This is a genomic window from Sphingopyxis sp. MG (assembly GCF_002953155.1).
GTDB classification, from domain to species: domain Bacteria; phylum Pseudomonadota; class Alphaproteobacteria; order Sphingomonadales; family Sphingomonadaceae; genus Sphingopyxis; species Sphingopyxis granuli.
On record NZ_CP026381.1, the window covers coordinates 3,491,271 to 3,509,423 of the forward strand.

The window sequence follows — 18,153 nt, forward strand, 5'->3', positions numbered from 1 at the left end:
AGCCTGAGAACCGACACGCCGCTGATCGGCGCCGCGCTGTCGCGTCTGGAGGCGACCGTGCGCGAGCGGCTCGATTCGGGCACCGCCGACACCTCCTATGTCGCCAGCCTCGCCGCCAAAGGTCCGGCGAAGATCGCGCAAAAGCTGGGGGAAGAGGCGGTCGAGACCGTCATCGCGGCGCTGGCCGAGGACCGGACGGCGCTGGCCGGAGAGGCGACCGACCTCGTCTTTCACCTGACGGTCCTGCTCGCCGAGCGGGGCCTCGGCTGGGATGCGATCGCCGCCGAGCTCGACCGGCGCGACGGCGTCTCGGGCCACGCCGAAAAAGCCGCCCGACAATCATAGGAGCCCCCGACATGGCGATCGACGCGACGCTGCCCTACGACGACGGTAACATCTTCGCCCGCATCCTGCGCGGCGAACTGCCCGCGAAGACCGTCTACGAGGACGAGCATGCACTCGCCTTTCACGACATCAACCCGCAGGCGCCGACGCATATCCTGGTGATTCCCAAGGGCGCCTATGTCAGCTGGGACGATTTCTCGGCGCGCGCGAGCGACGTCGAAATCGCGGGCTTCGTTCGCGCGGTGGGAAAGATCGCGCGCGACCTCGGCCTCGTCGAACCCGGCTATCGCCTGCTCGCCAATGTCGGTCCCGACAGCGGGCAGGAGGTGCCGCACCTGCACGTCCACCTGTTCGGCGGACATGGGCTCGGCCCGATGCTCGTCCGCTAGGGCCTGTGGGGATTCGGGCGCTTGCGGACGCATAGGGGCGTGTCCCCGCGAAGGCGGGGACCCAGTGCGGTGGGACGCAAACCCTGATTTCCTCCACTCTGGGCTCCCGCCTTCGCGGGAGAACCTGGTTTTGTTTTGCGGAAAAACTGAATCTCCACAGGCCATAGCGCGGCGTGCCATAAACCTGCAACGACCCTTATCCGGCAGATTTAAGGCTCAATGCTCTAAACTCTGATGATTTTGGATTGACCCCCTTCGTCATTGCGAGCGGAGCGAAGCAATCCAGAGCGGTTTATGCCTGCTCTGGATTGCCGCGCGGCTTCGCCGCTCGCAATGACGATTCCATTCGATGTCATCTCCATTCGATGTCATCACGCTCCAGGACAGCACCCCCACCGCCTCGCAATGATCGCGATCACAGCGATGACGCCGCGCGTGGCGGATCCTGTGCACCGCGCGGCAGCGGGTGGACTCCTGCCCCTGTTTCCAGCAGGATAGATACGCCAGCCGGCGCAGGAGAGTTGAGGCGATGATGCAGCGATGGCAGGGCCTGGGCACACGCCTGGCCGGAAAGATGCGGCTGGCCCTGCTGGTTCCGCTCGGTCTCGCGCTCGCGGCGGCGGGCGGCGACACGGTGCCGCAGGTCACGCTCGCGACGCCGGGCAGCGCCAGCGGCGGTGACGGCGCGATCAGCCGCTTCACACTGCGTTTCTCCGAAGACATGGTGCCGCTCGGCGATCCGCGCGCGAAGGCGCCCGCCACCCATGACTGCAAGGTACCCGGCACCGGACGCTGGGTCGATACGCGGACGTGGGTGCTCGAATTCGACGCGCCGCTGCCCGGCGGCAAGCGTTGCCACGTCGAACTGCGCTCCGACCTCGTCACCGCGCGCGGCGTTTCGGTCGTCGGCAACGGCCGCTTCGCGATCGACACCGGCGGTCCGTCGGCGCGCGCCGTGCTCGCCGGGGGGACCTATGACGGGATCGAGGAGGATCAGCTCTTCCTCGTCGCCACCAACGTCGCCGCCGACCGCGCTTCGGTCGGCCGCTTCGCCTATTGCGCGGTCGACGGGATCGGAGAGAAGATTCCGGTCGACGTGCTGCCGCGCGATACCGCAGAGCGGATTCTGACCGGGCTTGGCGATGGCGACTGGTCGCGCCAGTCCTTCGCCTATGACGCCGGCCTGCCGCTGCGCCTGCCCGCGGCCGGCGCCGATCGTGACGCCGCGCTCGATCGCATCGTGCCGGTCAAGTGCCGCCGGCCGCTGCCGCCGGGCCGCGAGATGGCGCTCGTCTGGGATGCCCGCATCCAGCAGGCCGGCGTCCCCGGCCGTACCGCCGGTCGCGACCAGCGCTTCGACTATAATGTGCGCCCGGCCTTCACCGCCAAGATGGCGTGCAGCCGCGTCAATCCGCAGGCGGGCTGCAACCCGATCAAGGACGTCGTGGTCAAGTTCGCCTCGCCGGTGGCGCGCGAGACCGCACTCGCCGCGACGCTCGCCACCGCCGATGGCAAGCGCCTGACCGCGAAAGCCGACGCCGACGATGCCAATGATCGGTGGCTGACCCAGGTCCGCTTCGCCGGGCCGCTGCCGCAGAATGTCGACGCGACGCTGACCCTGCCCGCCGACGTCGTCGACCAGAGCGGCCGCAAGCTCGCCAACGCGTCGAACTTCCCGCTGAAATTCCACATCGACCGCGCCCCGCCGCTGGTCAAGTTCGCCGCGAGCTTCGGCATATTGGAGGCGAAGGAGGGCGGCGTGCTGCCCGTCACGGTGCGCGGGGTCGAATCGTCGCTCGTCCAGGCGAACCTCAGGATACCGGCGACCGCGCTGAAGGTCGGCGACGACGATGCGGCGGTCGCGCGCTGGCTGAAGCGCGTCGACGACGCCGACGACACCGACTATCGCGAGGAAAAGAACGCGCGCGGCGAAGAGGTCACCGTCAATTACACCGGCACGACATCGGTGTTCGACGGCGCGCCGGCGGGCGGCGAGCGCCGCGACCTGACGCTGTCGCCCCCCGGCGGCGGCAAGGACTTCGAGGTCGTCGGCATCCCCCTGACCGAAAAGGGCTTTCACGTCGTCGAGATCGCGAGCCCCGAACTCGGCGCCGCGCTGCTCGGGCGCAAGGCGACGCGCTATGTCGCGACCGCCGCGCTCGTCACCAACATGGCGGTGCATTTCAAATGGGGCCGCGAAAGCTCGCTCGCCTGGGTGACGGCGCTTGACACCGGCCTGCCCGTCGCGGGTGCGGAAATTCGCGTCAGCGACAGCTGCACCGGCCGCCTGCTCGCACGCGGCACCGCCGACAAGGCGGGCCGCCTCGCCTTCCCGAACGGCCTGCCGCAGCCCGAAACCTGGTCGAGCTGCGACACGGACGCCGACCCGTCGAACAGCGAAGGTCATGCGCTGATGGTCACCGCGCGCGCGGGCGACGATTTCAGCTTCACCCTCACCGACTGGGGCAGCGGCATCCGCCCCTATGATTTCGACCTGCCCTATGGCTGGTCCGAACGCGGCGACATCCTCCACACCCTGTTCGACCGTGCGCTCGTCAAGGCGGGCGAGACGGTCAACATGAAGCATGTCCTGCGCCGCCCCGTGGGCACGGGCTTCGCGGTTCCGCAGCCGATGGCGGGCCGGCTCCGCCTCGTCCATCGCGGCTCCGACACCGAGTTCGAAATGCCCTTTGCCATCGACGCGAGCGGCAGCGGCGACACGATATGGAACGTCCCCGCCTCGGCGCCGATGGGCGACTATGACCTCGTCTTCGTCACCAAGGACAAGGATGGCGAGGACAAGACGATCTGGAGCGACGCGTCGATCCGCGTCGACGAATATCGCCTGCCGACGATGAAGGCGACGGTCACCGGGCCCAAATCGGCGCTCGTCCGCCCGACCGCGGTCCCGCTCGCGCTGTTCGTCGGCTATCTGTCGGGCGGCCCCGCCGGGAACCTGCCCGTCGAGGTGCGCACCGCCTTCACCCCGCGCTGGTCGCCGCCGGAGGATTATCGCGACTGGGATTTCGACGGCCAGCCGGTCCGCGAAGGGGTGGTCCAGCTCGACGACAGCGGCGAGGAACCCGAAGCCGACATGCCACTCGCGCGGTCGGTGCCGATCACCCTCGGCGCCGACGGCACCGCATCGACGAACGTGATCGTCGACCAGCCGATCGTCCGGCCGACCCAGATGGCGGTCGAGATGGATTATCAGGACGCGAACGGCGAGACGCTGACCAGCAGCCGGCGCATCACCCTCTATCCGTCGGCGGTGCGGCTGGGGGTCAGGACCGACGGCTGGCTGATGCGCGACAACGACCTGCGCCTGAAATTCATCGCGCTCGATCTGGACGGCAAGCCGATCCGCGGCCAGCGCGTCGCGGTGACCCTCTACAATCGCGAGATCATCACCGCGCGGCGGCGGCTGATCGGCGGTTTCTACGCCTATGACAACCAGATGCGTACGACGAAGCTCGATGCCACGTGCAGCACGACGACCGACAGCCTCGGCCGCGCGAGCTGCGCGATGGCGCCCGGCGTCTCGGGCGAGGTCACGGTGGTCGCGACGACGACCGACGCCGACGGCAACGAAGCGCGCGCGGTTCGCTCGGTCTGGCTCGCGGGCGACGACGACTGGTGGTTCGGCGGCGACAATGGCGACCGCATGGACGTGATCGCCGAACAGCCGCGCTACGCCGCGGGCGACACCGCGACCTTCCAGGTCCGCATGCCGTTCCGCGAGGCGACCGCGCTGGTCACTGTCGAGCGCGAGGGCGTGCTGTCGAGCTTCGTCACGCCGCTGAAGGGCACCGACCCGGTGGTGAAGGTCAAGCTGCCCGCGACCTATGCCCCCGACGTCTATGTCTCGGTGATGGCGGTGCGCGGGCGCGTGACCGGCGGCGAAAGCTGGTTCCGCAAGATGAAGCGCGCGGTCGGCTTCCGCATCGAAAACAGCGAGGGCGCGCCGCCGACCGCGCTCGTCGATCTCGCCAAGCCCGCCTATCGCATGGGAATCGCGCGGATCAAGGTCGGCTGGGAAGGCCACCGGCTCGGCGTCAAGGTGAAGGCCGACAAGGAGAAATATGCGGTGCGCGAAACCGCGAAGGTGGCGATCGAGGTCAGGACCCCGAACGGCAAGCCCGCCGCGGGCGCCGACGTCGCCTTCGCCGCGGTCGACGAGGCGCTGCTCCAGCTCGCGCCGAACGACAGCTGGGCGCTGCTCGACGCGATGATGGGCGACCGCACGCTCGACGTGCTGACCTCGACCGCGCAGATGCAGGTGGTCGGCAAACGCCACTATGGCCGCAAAACACTCGCCCCCGGCGGAGGCGGCGGCGACCTCAGCGGCCTGACGCGCGAGGATTTCCGTCCCGTCCTGCTGTGGAAGGGGCATGTCCCGCTCGACGCAAAGGGCCGTGCGACGGTCGAGGTGCCCATGTCCGACAATCTGTCGGGCTTCCGCCTCGTCGCGATCGCCACCGACGGCGCGCAATATTTCGGCACCGGCGAAACGAGCGTGCGCACCGTGCAGGACCTCGCGGTCTTTGCCGGGCTTCCCGAGCTGGTGCGCACCGGCGACACCTATGACGCGCGCTTCACGCTGCGCAACGGCACCGACCGACCGATGGAGGTCGTTGCGACCCCGACGCTGTCGCCCGCGGTGGCGACCGGCCAGTCGCTGACCGTCACCATCCCGGCGGGCGGCGCGGTGCCGATCAGCTGGTCGATGACCGCCCCCGCCGAATCGGGACCGCTTGAATGGACGATCGAGGCGGTGTCGAAGAACGGCCGGCAACGCGACCGGCTGGTTTTCGCGCAGCAGGTCGAACCCGCCGTGCCGGTCGAGACATGGGCCGCCAGCCTGTTGCGCGTCGGGTCGGACACGTCATTGCCGATCGCCATTCCGGCGGGGGCTCTGCCCGGCGGCACCGTCGACATCGCGCTGGCGGGCACGCTCGCGCCGCCGCTTGCCGGGGTGCGCGACTATATGGCGATCTACCCCTACGACTGTTTCGAGCAATCGACTTCGCGCGCGGTCGCGCTCGGCGACCTCGGCCGCTGGCAAGCGCTCGCGGGCGCGATGCCGACCTATCTCGATGACGACGGCCTGCTGCGCTATTGGCCGAGCAGCCGGCTGGAAGGCTCGCCCGAGCTGACCGCCTATGTCCTCGCGATTACCGCAGCGAACGGCTTCGCGATCCCCGAGGCATCGAAGACAAAGATGGTCAAGGCGCTGCAGGCGGTCGTCGAGGGACGGCTGACCCGGAAGGGATATGGTCCCTACGACATCCGGCCGGTGCGCGTTGCCGCGCTGGCGGCGCTCGCGCGCAATAATGCGGCCAGCCCCGCGCTGGTGGCCGCGATCGACATGGCGCCCGCCGACATGGCGACCGGCACGCTCGCCGACTGGCTCGTCGCGATCGAGCGGACGCCGGGCGTCCGGGGCGCGGCCGCGCTGCGCACCGCCGCCGAGGCCGAACTGCGCAAGCGGCTCGTCTACGAAGGCATGCGTCTCGACCTCGTCGACGACGCGAAGGCGCCATGGTGGATGATGACGAGCGGCGACGAGATGGCGATCAAGACGCTCGAAGCCGTGCTCGGCCGCAAGGGCTGGGAAGACGACGCGGGCCGGCTGATGGTCGGCGTCGCGCAGCGCCAGCGCAAGGGCCATTGGGACACCACTCCCGCCAACGCCTGGGGCGCAGTGACGGTGCGCCGCTTCGCCGATCTCTATCCGGCGAGCGCGATCACCGGCACCACCACCGTCGGCCTCGCGGGCGCCAGCGCGTCGCAAGGCTGGCCGCTGCCCGCCGACGCCGCGCCGCTGCGCCTTCCGCTCGCCGCCGCGCCGATGACGCTCGCCCACCAGGGCAGCGGAGCGCCATGGGCGACCGTCCGCGTCCGGGCGGCAGTGCCGCTCAAGGAACCGCTCAACGCCGGCTATCGCATCAAGCGGTCGATGCACATCGTCAAGGCGGCGAACAAGGACCGGCTGACGCGCGGCGACGTCGTCAAGGTGCGGATCGAGATCACCGCGGCCGCGGGCCGGACATGGGTGATCGTCAACGATCCGATCCCGCCCGGCGCGACGATCGTCGGCAATCTCGGCGGCCAGTCCGAAATGCTTGCCGATCAGGCCAGCGGGACAGACTGGCAGCCAAGCTATGTCGAGCGCGGGCGCGACAGCTGGCGCGGCTATTTCGGCTGGATGCCCGCGGGCACGCACGCGGTCGAATATGTCGTGCGTCTCAACGGCTCGGGCCGCTTCACCCTGCCCGCGACGCGGGTCGAGGCGATGTATTCGCCCGCGATCCGCGGCCAGTGGCCGAACGCGCCGCTGACGGTGGCGGCGAAGTGATGGAGCCGGAACACATCCTTCAATCGCCGTGATGATGGCACGCATCGCAAGCTCGCAGTCTGGCAATGGCTGAGCACGTCCCCCGCAAACGCCGCTGGCGCAACGCCCTGCTGTGGACCGCGCTCGCCACGCTCGTCCTCGTCACGATCGCGCACCTTCTCACCCGCCCGCCCGCGATGCCCGATTACGAAACGGTGCGCGCCGGCTGGAAGCCGAGCGAGGCGTGGCTCTACGACCGTGACGGCCGCCTCCTCGACAGTGAGCGCGTCGATTTCGAGCGGCGGCGGACGGCGTGGGTGCCGCTGGCGGCGATCAATCCCGCGCTGCGCGACACGGTGGTCGCGGCAGAGGACAAACGCTTCTGGTCGCACGGCGGCGTCGACTGGCTCGCGATAGCAAGCGCGGCCCGCGCGCGCTGGAGTGGCGGCCGGTCGCGCGGTGCCTCGACGCTGCCGATGCAGCTCGCCGCCTTCCTCGCGCCCGAGCTTGCGCAGCCGGGGCAGCGCGGCTGGCGCGCGAAGCTTCGCCAGATGCGCGCCGGGCAGGCGCTCGCATCGCATTGGACCCGCGAACAGATGCTCGAGGCCTATTTCAACCTCGTGCCGCTGCGCGGCGAGGTCCAAGGGGTCGGCGCCGGCGCGCGCAGCCTGTTCGGCAAGCCGCCGGCGCAGATGACGCGCACCGACGCCGTGCTGTTCGCGGCGTTGCTCCCCAATCCGGCGGCGGACGCCGGGGCGCTCGGGCGGCGCGCGTGCCGCCTCGCGCGCACCGCCGACTGCGCCCCGCTGCGCGCCGCCGCCGCGACTTTGGTGTCGGGCGAGCGCGCCGCGCGCTTCGACCCCGCGCTCGCGCCGCACCTCGCCGTGCGCCTGCTCGACGCGCCGGGCAAGCGCGTGACGACGACGATCGACCGCCGCATCCAGGGCGCGGCGATTGTCGCGATGCGCCGTCAGCTCGCCGGGCTCGGCGCCGATCGGGTGCGCGACGGTGCGGTGGTCGTCCTCGACAACGCCACCGGCGACGTGCTCGCCTATGTCGGCGGGGTTGGGCTGAAATCGACCGCCGCCGCGGTCGACGGCGCCAACGCCCGGCGGCAGGCGGGCTCGACGCTCAAACCGCACCTCTATGCGCAGGTGATCGAAAAGGGCTGGCTCACCGCCGCCTCGATCCTCGACGACAGCCCGGTGCAGCTCGACACCGCCTCGGGCCTCTATGTCCCCAAGAATTACGACCGCAGCTTCAAGGGGCCGGTCAGCGTGCGTCACGCGCTCGCGGCGTCGCTCAACGTCCCCGCGGTGCGCGCGCTTGTGATCGACGACGTTCAGCAGTTCCGCGACCGGCTGTGGGCGCTCGGCTATCGCGGGCTGGTCGAGGATGGCGATTATTACGGCTTCAGCCTCGCGCTCGGGTCGGCCGAGGTCAGCCTCGTCGAACAGGCGAACGCCTTCCGCACCCTCGCCAACCAGGGCCGCTGGTCGCCGGTCCGTTTCGTGAAGGGCACGGCACGGGGGGAGGAGCGCCTGATCGTGGATCCCGGCGCCGCCTTCATCGTCGCCGACATCATGGCCGACGCCTCGGCGCGCGCCGACGCCTTCGGCGCCGACAGCGCGCTGCGCCTGCCCTTCTGGGCCGCGGCGAAGACGGGGACGTCGAAGGGGATGCGCGACAATTGGTGCGTCGGCTTTTCGGACCGCTACACGGTCGCGGTCTGGGTCGGCAATCTGGAGGGAGATTCGATGCGCGCGGTGTCGGGCACGTCGGGCGCGGCGCCGGTGTGGCGCGACGTGATGCTCGCGCTCCACGCCGGCCGCCCCGGCAGGCCGCCCGCGCCGCCCGCCGATGTCGAGGCGCGCCGGGTCAGCCTGCCGGGCACGCGCGAGCCGCCGCGCCGCGAATATTTCCTGCGCGGCACCGCGCAGGCCGAGATGGCGGCCGCCCCAGCCGCCGCGCGCCGCCCGCGCATCACCAGCCCGGTCAGCGGCAGCGTCTATGCGCTCGACCCCGACATCCCGGCGGGCCGCCAGCAACTCGCGGTCATGGTCAGCGGCGAGGTCACGGGTTTCCGCCTGATTCTCGACAAGCAGGTGCTCGGCGACGCCGACGCGGGACAGCAGATCGTGCCGCGCCCCGGCAGCCATATATTGACCCTCACCGATCCCGGCGGGCGGACGATCGACCGCGTGCGCTTCACGGTGCGATAGGACAGGCCGGCCACCGAACCCCGCCCGGAGCCGCCGAATTCACGGCGGAGCGATGGAAGCGAAGTTAAGCCATTCCCCATGAAATTATGTTGCGCTGACCGGCGGAGCGGTTAGTCTGCGCCGCCAGGAGACGGGCGGCGGCCCTTGCCGCCCGACAAGGGGACACTCGCATGATATTTGGTCGTGTCAAACCGCTGGACGCCATATTGGCGACGGCGGAAAAGAAATCGTTGCACCGTTCGCTAGGCGCCTTCCAGCTCACCATGCTGGGGATCGGCGCGGTGATCGGCACCGGCATTTTCGTGCTGACCGCCGAGGCGGCGCAAAAGGCCGGGCCGGGCATGATGGTCAGCTTCATCATCGCCGGCTTCGTCTGCGCCTTTGCCGCGCTCTGCTATGCCGAAATGGCGGCGATGGTGCCGGTTTCGGGATCGGCCTATACCTATAGTTACGCGGTGATGGGCGAACTGATCGCCTGGATGGTCGGCTGGGCGCTGATCCTCGAATATGCGGTGGCCGCGGGCGCGGTCTCGGTCGGCTGGTCGGGCTATGTCGTCGGGCTGGCGGAGAATGCGCTGGGGATCGACATACCCTCCACATGGGTGCTCGGGCCGTTCGATGGCGGGATGATCAACCTGCCGGCGATGGCCATCGCGGGGCTGGTCACCTGGCTGCTGGTGATCGGCACGCGCGAATCCGCAACCGTCAACGCGATCCTCGTCGTCATCAAGGTGGCGGCGCTAACGCTGTTCATCGCGCTTGCGGTGCCGGTGATGAACATGGAGAATTTCGAGCCCTTCGCACCGCTCGGCATCGGGGGGATCGGCGCCGCCGCCGCCTCCATCTTCTTCGCCTATGTCGGGTTCGACGCCGTGTCGACCGCGGCGGAGGAAACCAAGAACCCGCAACGCAACATGCCGATCGGCCTGATCGGCAGCCTCGCGATCTGCACCATCTTCTACCTCCTCGTCGCCGCGGGCGTCATCGGCACCGTCGGCGCGCAGCCGGTCGGCATCGACGCCGCCACCGGGCAAGCGCTCGAACCCGGAAGCCGCGCGCTGGCGTCGGCATGCGGCGCGATCGGCGACCAGGCGGTCGTCTGTTCGAAGGAGGCGCTGGCCTGGACGATGCGCGAGATCGGCTGGCCGCAGATCGGCAACCTGATCGGCCTCGCCGCCGGGCTCGCCCTGCCGTCGGTCATCCTGATGATGATGTTCGGCCAGACACGCATTTTCTTCGTGATGAGCCGCGACGGGCTGCTGCCGCAGGCCTTCTCGCGGATTCACCCGAAGTTCCACACCCCGCATGTCATCACGATCATCACGGGCATTGCCGTGGCGCTGTTCGCCGCCTTCTTCCCGGTCGGACAGCTCGCCAACATCTCCAACTCGGGCACGCTGTTCGCCTTCGCCGCCGTGTCGATCGCGGTGATGACGATCCGCCGCACCGATCCGACCCGGCACCGGCCGTTCAAGACGCCGATGATCTTCGTCACGGCGCCGATCGCGGTCCTCGGCTGCATCTATCTGTTCTTCAACCTCGATCACAAGAGCATCACGCTGTTCCTGATCTGGGCGGCGGTCGGCCTCGTCGTCTATTTCATGTACAGCCGCTCGCGCAGCTATGTCGGCCGCGGGATCATCGACGTGCACGAAGACGACCCCGACGCACCGCCGCAGCCGGTGCCCCCGATCCCCTGAGCCGGCGATCGGAACTCGAAAGACGAAAGGGGGCCTCGCGCCCCCTTTCTCTTGCGTGTCCTATTCTGTTGTGCGGGGGCGCCGTCCGGCGCATCAGAAGGGGGTTTTGGCCGCCGTCCCCGGCCGGGTGAACAGCTTGCCGCGCTCGGCCCACAGGACCAGCGCCAGGCCGATCACGGCGCAGGCGCAGAAGGCATAGGCGAGCGGCAGCGTCGTCCCGTCGTACAATTGCCCGATCAGCGCCCCCGCCCCCGCGGCGAGCAGCGTCTTCGCAAAGCTCTGATAGGAGGAGGCGACGCCCGCCATATGGCCGAAATCCTCCATCGCGATCGAACCGAAATTGCTGCCGATGAACCCGATCAGGCCGACGTTGATCATCATCAGAACCGTGAACATCCACAGCGTCTCGCCGCCGCTCAGCGCGACGAGGATCTGTGCGATCGACGTCGCCATGAAGGCGAAGACGGCGCTTTGCGACACGCGCCGTGCACCGAAGCGCTCGACGATCGCCGCGTTCGAGAAATTCGCCGCCGCGATGCCGATGGCGACGCAGGCGAAGACCAACGGAAACAGGCTTCGCGCGTCGAAGACGTCGGCGATGATCTGCTCGCTACTATTGAGATAGCCATAGAGCGCGGCCTGCATCATGCCCGAGGCGATCATGTAGCCCGCGGCGCGGCGGTGCCGCGTCACCGTCGCCCAGCCCGCAACCATCGTGCGCCAGTCGAGCGGGCGCACGTCGGCGTGAGCGAGCGTTTCGGGCAGCCGGCGCAGCCAGAGGATCATCACCACCCCCATCACCGCGAGGACGATGAAGATCGCACGCCAGCCGGCGACCGCCTCGACCCCCGCGCCCATCGTCGGGGCGATGATCGGCACGACCATGAAGACGAGGAAGATCAGCGACAGGCGCTTCGCCATCGCATCGCCCGAAAAGAGATCGCGGATCACCGCGACGACGATCACGCCCAGCGCAGCGCTGACCAGCCCATGCCCGAAACGCAGCGCGAGCAGCATCGGAAAGCTCATCGCGAGCCCGCAGCCGATCGACAGGATCACATAGCCGACCAGCGCCGGCACCAGCACCCCCTTGCGCCCGAAGCGGTCGGCGAGCGGGCCATAGACGAGCGAACCGATCCCGATGCCGAGCAGATAGACCGAGATCACATATTGGCGGTGGTTCGCCACCGCGACCTCCAGCCCGCGGCCGATCGCGGGCAGCGCGGGCAGCATCGAATCGATGGCGAGCGCGTTCAGCGCCATAACCATCGCCATCATGATCACCATTTCACGATCGCCGGGGAGGCTCAACCGCGGCGAAGGCTCTGTCATTTTGTGCATTGCAACAATGTATGCACATGCCGCCGCTTTGGATAGCCCCTATCCACGTGCCGGCCGGCGAAAGACTGGACGGCCCCATAAGCAAAGGGCCGCCCCGATCGCCCGGGACGGCCCCTTCGCCGGAAATATGGTCCGGACCGGACGGTCAGGCCTGGCGGGTGCCAGTCATCGCCATCGAACCGAAGGGACCGGCCTTGATCGTGCCGGTCAGCGTGTCGCCGTCGATGGTCGCTTCGCATTCGAGCGTCATCGGCATCGGCACCTTCATGTTCATCGTCCAGTTCAGCTTGTTGCCGTCGACCTTGCCGTTCTCGACGTCGAGCGATCCCATCGTGCCGGCGTTCTGGCCGGTGAAGCTGTCGCCCTCGCTCTTCACGGTGAAGACCGACTTCTGGTCGCCCATCGGCGACTTGGTCACGCAATCATAGCTGCCGTCGACTTGAGACATCGAAACCCTCCTACTGAAACTAATGTCAATTAGCTGGAGCCACTGTTTCGACGTTCAAACCCAGTCCGTCAAGCTGTGGTTTCACGATCGAGGCGTCGCCGACGACGACATAGACGAGATCGTCGACGCTCAGCGCCTCGCGCGCCACGGCGTCGACGGCGGGCATGGACATCGCCTCGTATTTCGCGGCGATCGTCTCGTAATAATCGTCGGGGCGATCGAACTTGACGATCGAGCGCAGCCCGCCGAGCACGTCGCCCGACGTCTCGAAGCTGCCGGGCAATTCGCGGACGCTGCCGTTGACCGTCCGCTCCAGCTCCGCCGCCGTCACCCCCTTGTCGCCGAGGAAGGTCTGGAGGTCGCTGCGGAACTCGCGGATCGAATCGCCGGTGCGGTCGGCCTGCACCGGCGCGACCACGACCCAGGTCAGCCGATCCTTGTCGGCGGAGACCGCCGAACGCACGCCATAGGACCAGCCCTTGGTCTCGCGCAGGTTCATGTTGAAGCGCGACAGGAAGTCGCCGCCGAAAATGTCGTTCGCGGCGCGCAGCACCTCGAGGCTGTCGGAGCCCTTTGCGGCGAGCACCTTGCCCGCCATGATGACCGATTGCGGCGATTTGGGCCGGTCGACCAGCAGGATGCGCGGCTGCGGCGCGGGGATGGCGATGTCGAAATGCTTCTCGCCCTTCGGCGCCGCGGGCGGCTTCCACTGACCGAGCGTCGCGTCGAGCTGCCGCCGCACTTCGGCGAGCGTGGTATCGCCGACGACGAAGATGCGGGCGTTGTCGGGGCGGATCCACGCCGAATGGAAGGCGACGAGCTGGTCGCGCGTCGCCGCCGCGACCGCCTTGGCATTCCCGAGGCCCGAGGGCGGGATACCATAGGGATGGTCGGCGCCATAAAGCGCCGGCCGCAGCACGCGCGAGGCGATCGCGTTCGGGTTGTTGAGTTCGGCCTTCAGGCGGTTGAGCTGCTGCGCGCGCACCCGCTCTAGCTCGTGCGCGTCGAAGGCCGGGTGGCGGATATAGTCGGCGAGCAGGCCGAGCGAGGCGCTGAGGTTGGGCTTGAGCGCGAACAGGCTGAACACGGTCTCGTCGGCGTTGGCGGTGCCGTCGATCTGCGCGCCGAGCCGCTCCTTCGCCTCGGCGAAGGCGATCGAATCGAGGCTGGTCGTCCCCTCGTCCATCAGGCTGAGCATCAGCGACTGGGTGCCCAGCGCATCGTGCGGGTCGGCGGCATAGCCGGCGTCGAAGCTGACCGCGACCTGCACCGTCGGCACCGCGGTCCGCCGCGCGAAGACGACCTCGATCCCGTTGCGCAGCGTCGTGCGCTCGATTGCCGGGAAGTCGAGCGCGGTGAGCCCGCTCACCGCCGGCAGCTGCGACCGGTCGGCGATCGCCGTCGCGCCCATCGCGCCCGTGTCGGGTCCGACGTCGCCGAGCGCCGCGTTCCAGTAGCGGTCGGGCGCGACAGCCACCGCGGCCTTGCCCGCCGTCACCGCGCCGCCGCGATTCTCGCCGCCCTCGGTCCGCTCGCCGGGCGTGTAGGTGAGCGAAAAGGCCGGTCGCGCCATCCATTTGCGCGCCACCGCCGCCGCCTGCTCGGGGGTCGTCTTCGCCAGCCGGTCGAGCTCGGTCCGGTAATGATCCGGATCGTTCGAATAGAGCGCGCCCTCGGCCAGCGTCACCGCCTTGCCGCCGAAGCCGCCGACCGATTCGAGCCCGGCGATCGTGCCGCCCAGATAGCTCGCCGCCGCGCGTTGCAGTTCGTCGGCGGTCGGCCCGGTTTCGAGGAATCTGGCGATCTCGGCATCGAGCCGCTGACCGACCAGCGCCGGATCGACGCCTTCCTTCACATCGGCCTGGACGATCAATATGCCGGCATCCTCAAAGGTCTGGGCAAAGGCGGCGACCGCGACCGCGACCGGGTCCTTGCGGACCATCGCATTGTCGAGCCGCGAAGAGGACAGACCGCCGAGCACGGTCGCCGCCATCTGCAGCGGTACCGCCTCGGGATCGTTGAGGCCGGGGATCGCCCACATGCGATAGAGGCGCGTCGTCGGGATCAGGTCGCGGACCTCCCTGGCGAGCGGCGCGGGCAGCGTCGGCACCGACACCGGCGGCGCGGTCACCGCGGGGCCCTGCGCAATGTCGCCGAACCATTCGGTCACCTTCGCCTTCGCGGTCGCGACATCGATGTCGCCCGCGAGCACGAGCACCGCGTTGTTCGGCCCGTAATGGTCGGTGAACCAGCGCTTCACATCGTCGAGCGACGCCGAATCGAGGTCGACCATCGAACCGATGGTGCTGTGATGATAGGGATGACCGGTGGGAAAGAGATTCTCGAAAATCTCGTAGCGCAGCAGGCCGAAGGGATTGTTGTCGCCCTGCCGCTTCTCGTTCTGGACGACACCGCGCTGGTTGTCGAGTTTGTCCTGCGTCACCGCGCCGAGCAGATGCCCCATGCGGTCGCTTTCGAGGAACAGCGCGCGGTCGAGCGCGCCGGTCGGCACCGTCTCGAAATAATTGGTGCGGTCCATGCTGGTGGTGCCGTTGAAATCGGTCGCGCCAACCTGTTGCAGCGGCTCGAAGAAATCGCCGGGCGCATTCTCCGATCCGTTGAACATCAGATGCTCGAACAGGTGCGCGAAGCCCGTCTTGCCCTTCGGCTCATGCTTCGACCCGACGCGATACCACACCGACACCGCGACCACCGGCGCCTTGCGATCCTCGTGCACGATCACGCGCAGGCCGTTGTCGAGCGTGAAAGCCTGCCACGGAATGTCGACCGCCTTCACCAGTTCGGCGACCGGCGCAGGCTGCGCCGCCTTGCTTTTGGCGAGCGCGGGACCGGCGGCGACCAGCGCGGTCGACAGGGCAAGGGCGGCGGCGAGACGGGAAAGACGCGGCATGGACATCCTCTCGAACGGGGAGAAACCGGCCGGCCTGCGGACCGGCCGTGCCGAACGGCAGTGTATCAATGGTGTAGGACGGCCGTGCGGGGCTTTCAAGGCCGATAGAAACGCGCCCCGCTGGCGCGCAGCGCCGCCGGGTCGAACAGCACCGGCTTCAACCTGTGCGCCACGAACAGCGGCGCCTGGTCGTTATAGTGCGGACTGTCCGGCCGCGTCGTCGCGGCCCCGAAGGGCTGGATCGATTCCGAATGCACCCGCCCGTCGCGGTCCCACGTCACGAACAGGATGAAGCTGTCGCCGTGGCGCACTTTCAGCCGTCCGTCGGGCTCGACGTCCCACAGCGTCGAGGCGCGGATCGTGTCGTTGCCGCCGTCGAGCGGCAGGTCGACACGGTGCGGTCCCTCACCGTGCCGCAGCCGCAGCACCGTGCCCAGCTTCGGATCGAGCGTCGCGAAATGGTCCTGCAGATGCACGACCGTCTGCTTGAGCACGGTCAGCGGGTCGGGCGGCGGGCGTCGCTGGTAATGGCGCCCGCCCGCGGGGCGCAGCAGCATCAGCGCCAGCGCATCGCCATGCCCCTTGCCGTCGAGGTTCCAGTCCCACTTGCGCAGCAGCTGCTGCGCCTCGGCCAGCGCCGGGTCGCCGCTGACGTCGAGCGCGAGCAGCCGGTCGATCCACGCCTTGGCATAGCCGGTCTTCGCATAGCTGGTGTCGTATTTGATCGCCTTCAGCCGCGCCTCGTCGATCAGCCCCGACGCCTCGAACAGCTCGATCAGCCGAGCCGCGCGGTTGGTCATGTCGTCCTCGATCCCCAGCAAGGGCGAAAAGGCCGCAGCGTCGAGCTCGTCGCCCGGCCCCGCCGCGACCCACGGCGTGTTGTTCGCGTTCATCACATAGCCCGAGCGCGGATTGACCAGCGCCGGCACCCGGTCGAAGGGCAGCGCCTTCGTCCACAAATTCGCCGATGTGTCGCCCGGCAGGACGCCGCGCCAATTATAGCCGGCGGGCCGGTCGGGGAACATCGCATTATAGAAGAAGCCGATATTGCCCCTGGCATCGGCATAGACGAAATTGGTCGCCGGCACGCCCTGCCCCGCCATCGCCGCACGCCACTCGGCGAAATCGCGCGCCTTGTTCAGCCGGTAATATTGCGTGACCATGTTCGCCTGGTCGATCCCGGCATAGCGGATGGCGAAGGCGCCCTTGGCACCGACGATCACCGGCCCGTGCACCGAGCGATGGACGGTGCGCGGCACCGGCAGCACGAAGGGACCATATTTGACGCGCAGCCAGACCCGCTTCGTTTCCAGCGGCACCCACTTCCCGTCGAAGCGGTAATTCTCGCCGCTGTCATCGAGTGCCAGCTGGTAGACGTCGATCAGGTCGGGCCGGTTCACCGTGTTGGTCCAGCCGAGATACTTGTTGTGACCGAGGAAAGGATAGGGCGACCCCGGAAAATTCGCCCCGGCGAAATCCCAGCCCTCGCCCGAATGGACGACCAGTTCGTACCAGGCGACGCCGCCCGTCCACGGCTGGTGCGAGTTGGAGACGAGCCGCGTCGCGCCGTCGGTCGAGCGCGACGGTGCGACCGCCATCGCGTTCGAGCCATTGTAGTCGGGATCGCGCCCGACCGGGGTCAGGTCGCGCGCGACCGGCTGCCCCTTGGGGTCGAGCGCCGGCCCGCCCTCTCGCGCCAGCGGCGTGCCCTCGGCGAGCGAGCCGATCGTCGAATCGAGCCCGAAGAAGAAGGGCGACCGCAGCACGAAGCCTGCGACGACATCTTCGCCGGTGACGGGGAACAGCCCCGACAGGCGGACCTCGCCCGGATGCTTGTCGGCATAATGATTGAGCCCGGCGGCATAGGCGGTGAACAGCGCCCGCACGTCCGCAGGCAGGCGCGGCCAGTCGCGCGCGGTGGTCGCGCGCACGCCGAGCAGTTCGGCGACATAGTCGATCTTCGCCCCATCCTCGCCCAGCATCGCCCCGGCGCGCCCGCGGGTCATCGCAAGCACCTCCTGCAGGGTCGAGAAATCATCCTCGGCATGGGCATAGGCGACGCCATAGGCGACGTCGGCATCGGTCTTGCCGAAGATGTGCGGCACCCCGAATTTGTCGCGCGCGATCTGGACGTCGGTCGGTCGGAAGGCGGGCGCGGCGGGCGCTTGCGCCGTCAGCGGCTCCCACAAGGCCAGCCCCAGCGCGGCGGCCGCCAGCAGCAGGAGCAATCCCAGCAAAGCCCGTCGCAGCATGTCCGCCATCCTTCCTGTCTTCGGCCGCGATGGTGTGGCGGGCGAACGGTGCGAAGGCAAGCGGCTGTGTCGCCTGGGGGCTTCGGAAACGATTCGCGCAGAGGCGCAGAGATCGCAGAGATCATGTTCACGCGGAGCCGCGGAGGCGCGGAGATATGGTTAGGGCCGACAGGCCCCATATTTTCCCGATCTCGGCGCCTGACGACAA

General features: G+C 68.7%; 9 protein-coding genes. 5 read left to right on the forward strand and 4 right to left on the reverse strand.

Features of this window, described 5'->3' with window-relative positions; all coding sequences use genetic code 11:
* Positions 1-24 precede the first annotated feature (24 nt).
* The 5 genes from C3E99_RS16080 to C3E99_RS16100 all read left to right on the forward strand — a co-directional run bounded on the left by C3E99_RS16080 (position 25) and on the right by C3E99_RS16100 (position 10,993).
* On the forward strand, positions 25-345 hold the full coding sequence (locus C3E99_RS16080; protein WP_442800483.1) for a phosphoribosyl-ATP diphosphatase: 321 nt from the start codon (positions 25-27) through the stop codon (positions 343-345).
* 11 nt (positions 346-356) lie between these two features.
* Complete coding sequence (locus C3E99_RS16085) at positions 357-734, forward strand: histidine triad nucleotide-binding protein (protein ID WP_076077266.1); 378 nt, start codon at positions 357-359, stop codon at positions 732-734.
* Between the two features lie 532 nt (positions 735-1,266).
* Positions 1,267-7,092, forward strand: coding sequence for an alpha-2-macroglobulin family protein (locus C3E99_RS16090; protein WP_420854279.1), 5,826 nt, complete (start codon positions 1,267-1,269; stop codon positions 7,090-7,092).
* A 65-nt stretch (positions 7,093-7,157) separates the two neighbouring features.
* Positions 7,158-9,293 (forward strand): penicillin-binding protein 1C, encoded by a 2,136-nt coding sequence (gene pbpC / locus C3E99_RS16095; protein WP_076077269.1) that lies wholly within the window; start codon positions 7,158-7,160, stop codon positions 9,291-9,293.
* Positions 9,294-9,463: 170 nt separating this feature from the next.
* Entirely contained in the window at positions 9,464-10,993 is a 1,530-nt protein-coding gene (locus tag C3E99_RS16100) for an amino acid permease (RefSeq protein WP_076077272.1), read from the forward strand.
* A 93-nt stretch (positions 10,994-11,086) separates the two neighbouring features.
* Here the strand turns inward: C3E99_RS16100 and C3E99_RS16105 are convergent, their stop codons facing one another.
* From C3E99_RS16105 to C3E99_RS16120, 4 genes are all read right to left on the reverse strand, one after another.
* Complete coding sequence (locus C3E99_RS16105; RefSeq protein ID WP_234002514.1) at positions 11,087-12,271, reverse strand: multidrug effflux MFS transporter; 1,185 nt, start codon at positions 12,269-12,271, stop codon at positions 11,087-11,089.
* A gap of 208 nt (positions 12,272-12,479) precedes the next feature.
* Entirely contained in the window at positions 12,480-12,782 is a 303-nt protein-coding gene (locus tag C3E99_RS16110) for a hypothetical protein (RefSeq protein WP_067107285.1), read from the reverse strand.
* Positions 12,783-12,807: 25 nt separating this feature from the next.
* Positions 12,808-15,693, reverse strand: coding sequence for a M16 family metallopeptidase (locus tag C3E99_RS16115; protein ID WP_076077274.1), 2,886 nt, complete (start codon positions 15,691-15,693; stop codon positions 12,808-12,810).
* Positions 15,694-15,788: 95 nt separating this feature from the next.
* Positions 15,789-17,945, reverse strand: coding sequence for an acylase (locus tag C3E99_RS16120; RefSeq protein ID WP_199775026.1), 2,157 nt, complete (start codon positions 17,943-17,945; stop codon positions 15,789-15,791).
* Positions 17,946-18,153 lie beyond the last annotated feature (208 nt).

Excerpts from the sequence above, each read along its gene's own strand:
- C3E99_RS16090 (WP_420854279.1), top strand. The coding sequence starts at position 1,267 with ATGCAGCGATGGCAGGGCCTGGGCACACGCCTGGCCGGAAAGATGCGG.
- C3E99_RS16120 (WP_199775026.1), bottom strand. The coding sequence starts at position 17,945 with ATGCTGCGACGGGCTTTGCTGGGATTGCTCCTGCTGCTGGCGGCCGCC.
- C3E99_RS16115 (WP_076077274.1), bottom strand. The coding sequence starts at position 15,693 with ATGCCGCGTCTTTCCCGTCTCGCCGCCGCCCTTGCCCTGTCGACCGCG.
- C3E99_RS16110 (WP_067107285.1), bottom strand. The coding sequence starts at position 12,782 with ATGTCTCAAGTCGACGGCAGCTATGATTGCGTGACCAAGTCGCCGATG.
- pbpC (WP_076077269.1), top strand. The coding sequence starts at position 7,158 with ATGGCTGAGCACGTCCCCCGCAAACGCCGCTGGCGCAACGCCCTGCTG.
- C3E99_RS16085 (WP_076077266.1), top strand. The coding sequence starts at position 357 with ATGGCGATCGACGCGACGCTGCCCTACGACGACGGTAACATCTTCGCC.
- C3E99_RS16105 (WP_234002514.1), bottom strand. The coding sequence starts at position 12,271 with ATGATGGCGATGGTTATGGCGCTGAACGCGCTCGCCATCGATTCGATG.
- C3E99_RS16100 (WP_076077272.1), top strand. The coding sequence starts at position 9,464 with ATGATATTTGGTCGTGTCAAACCGCTGGACGCCATATTGGCGACGGCG.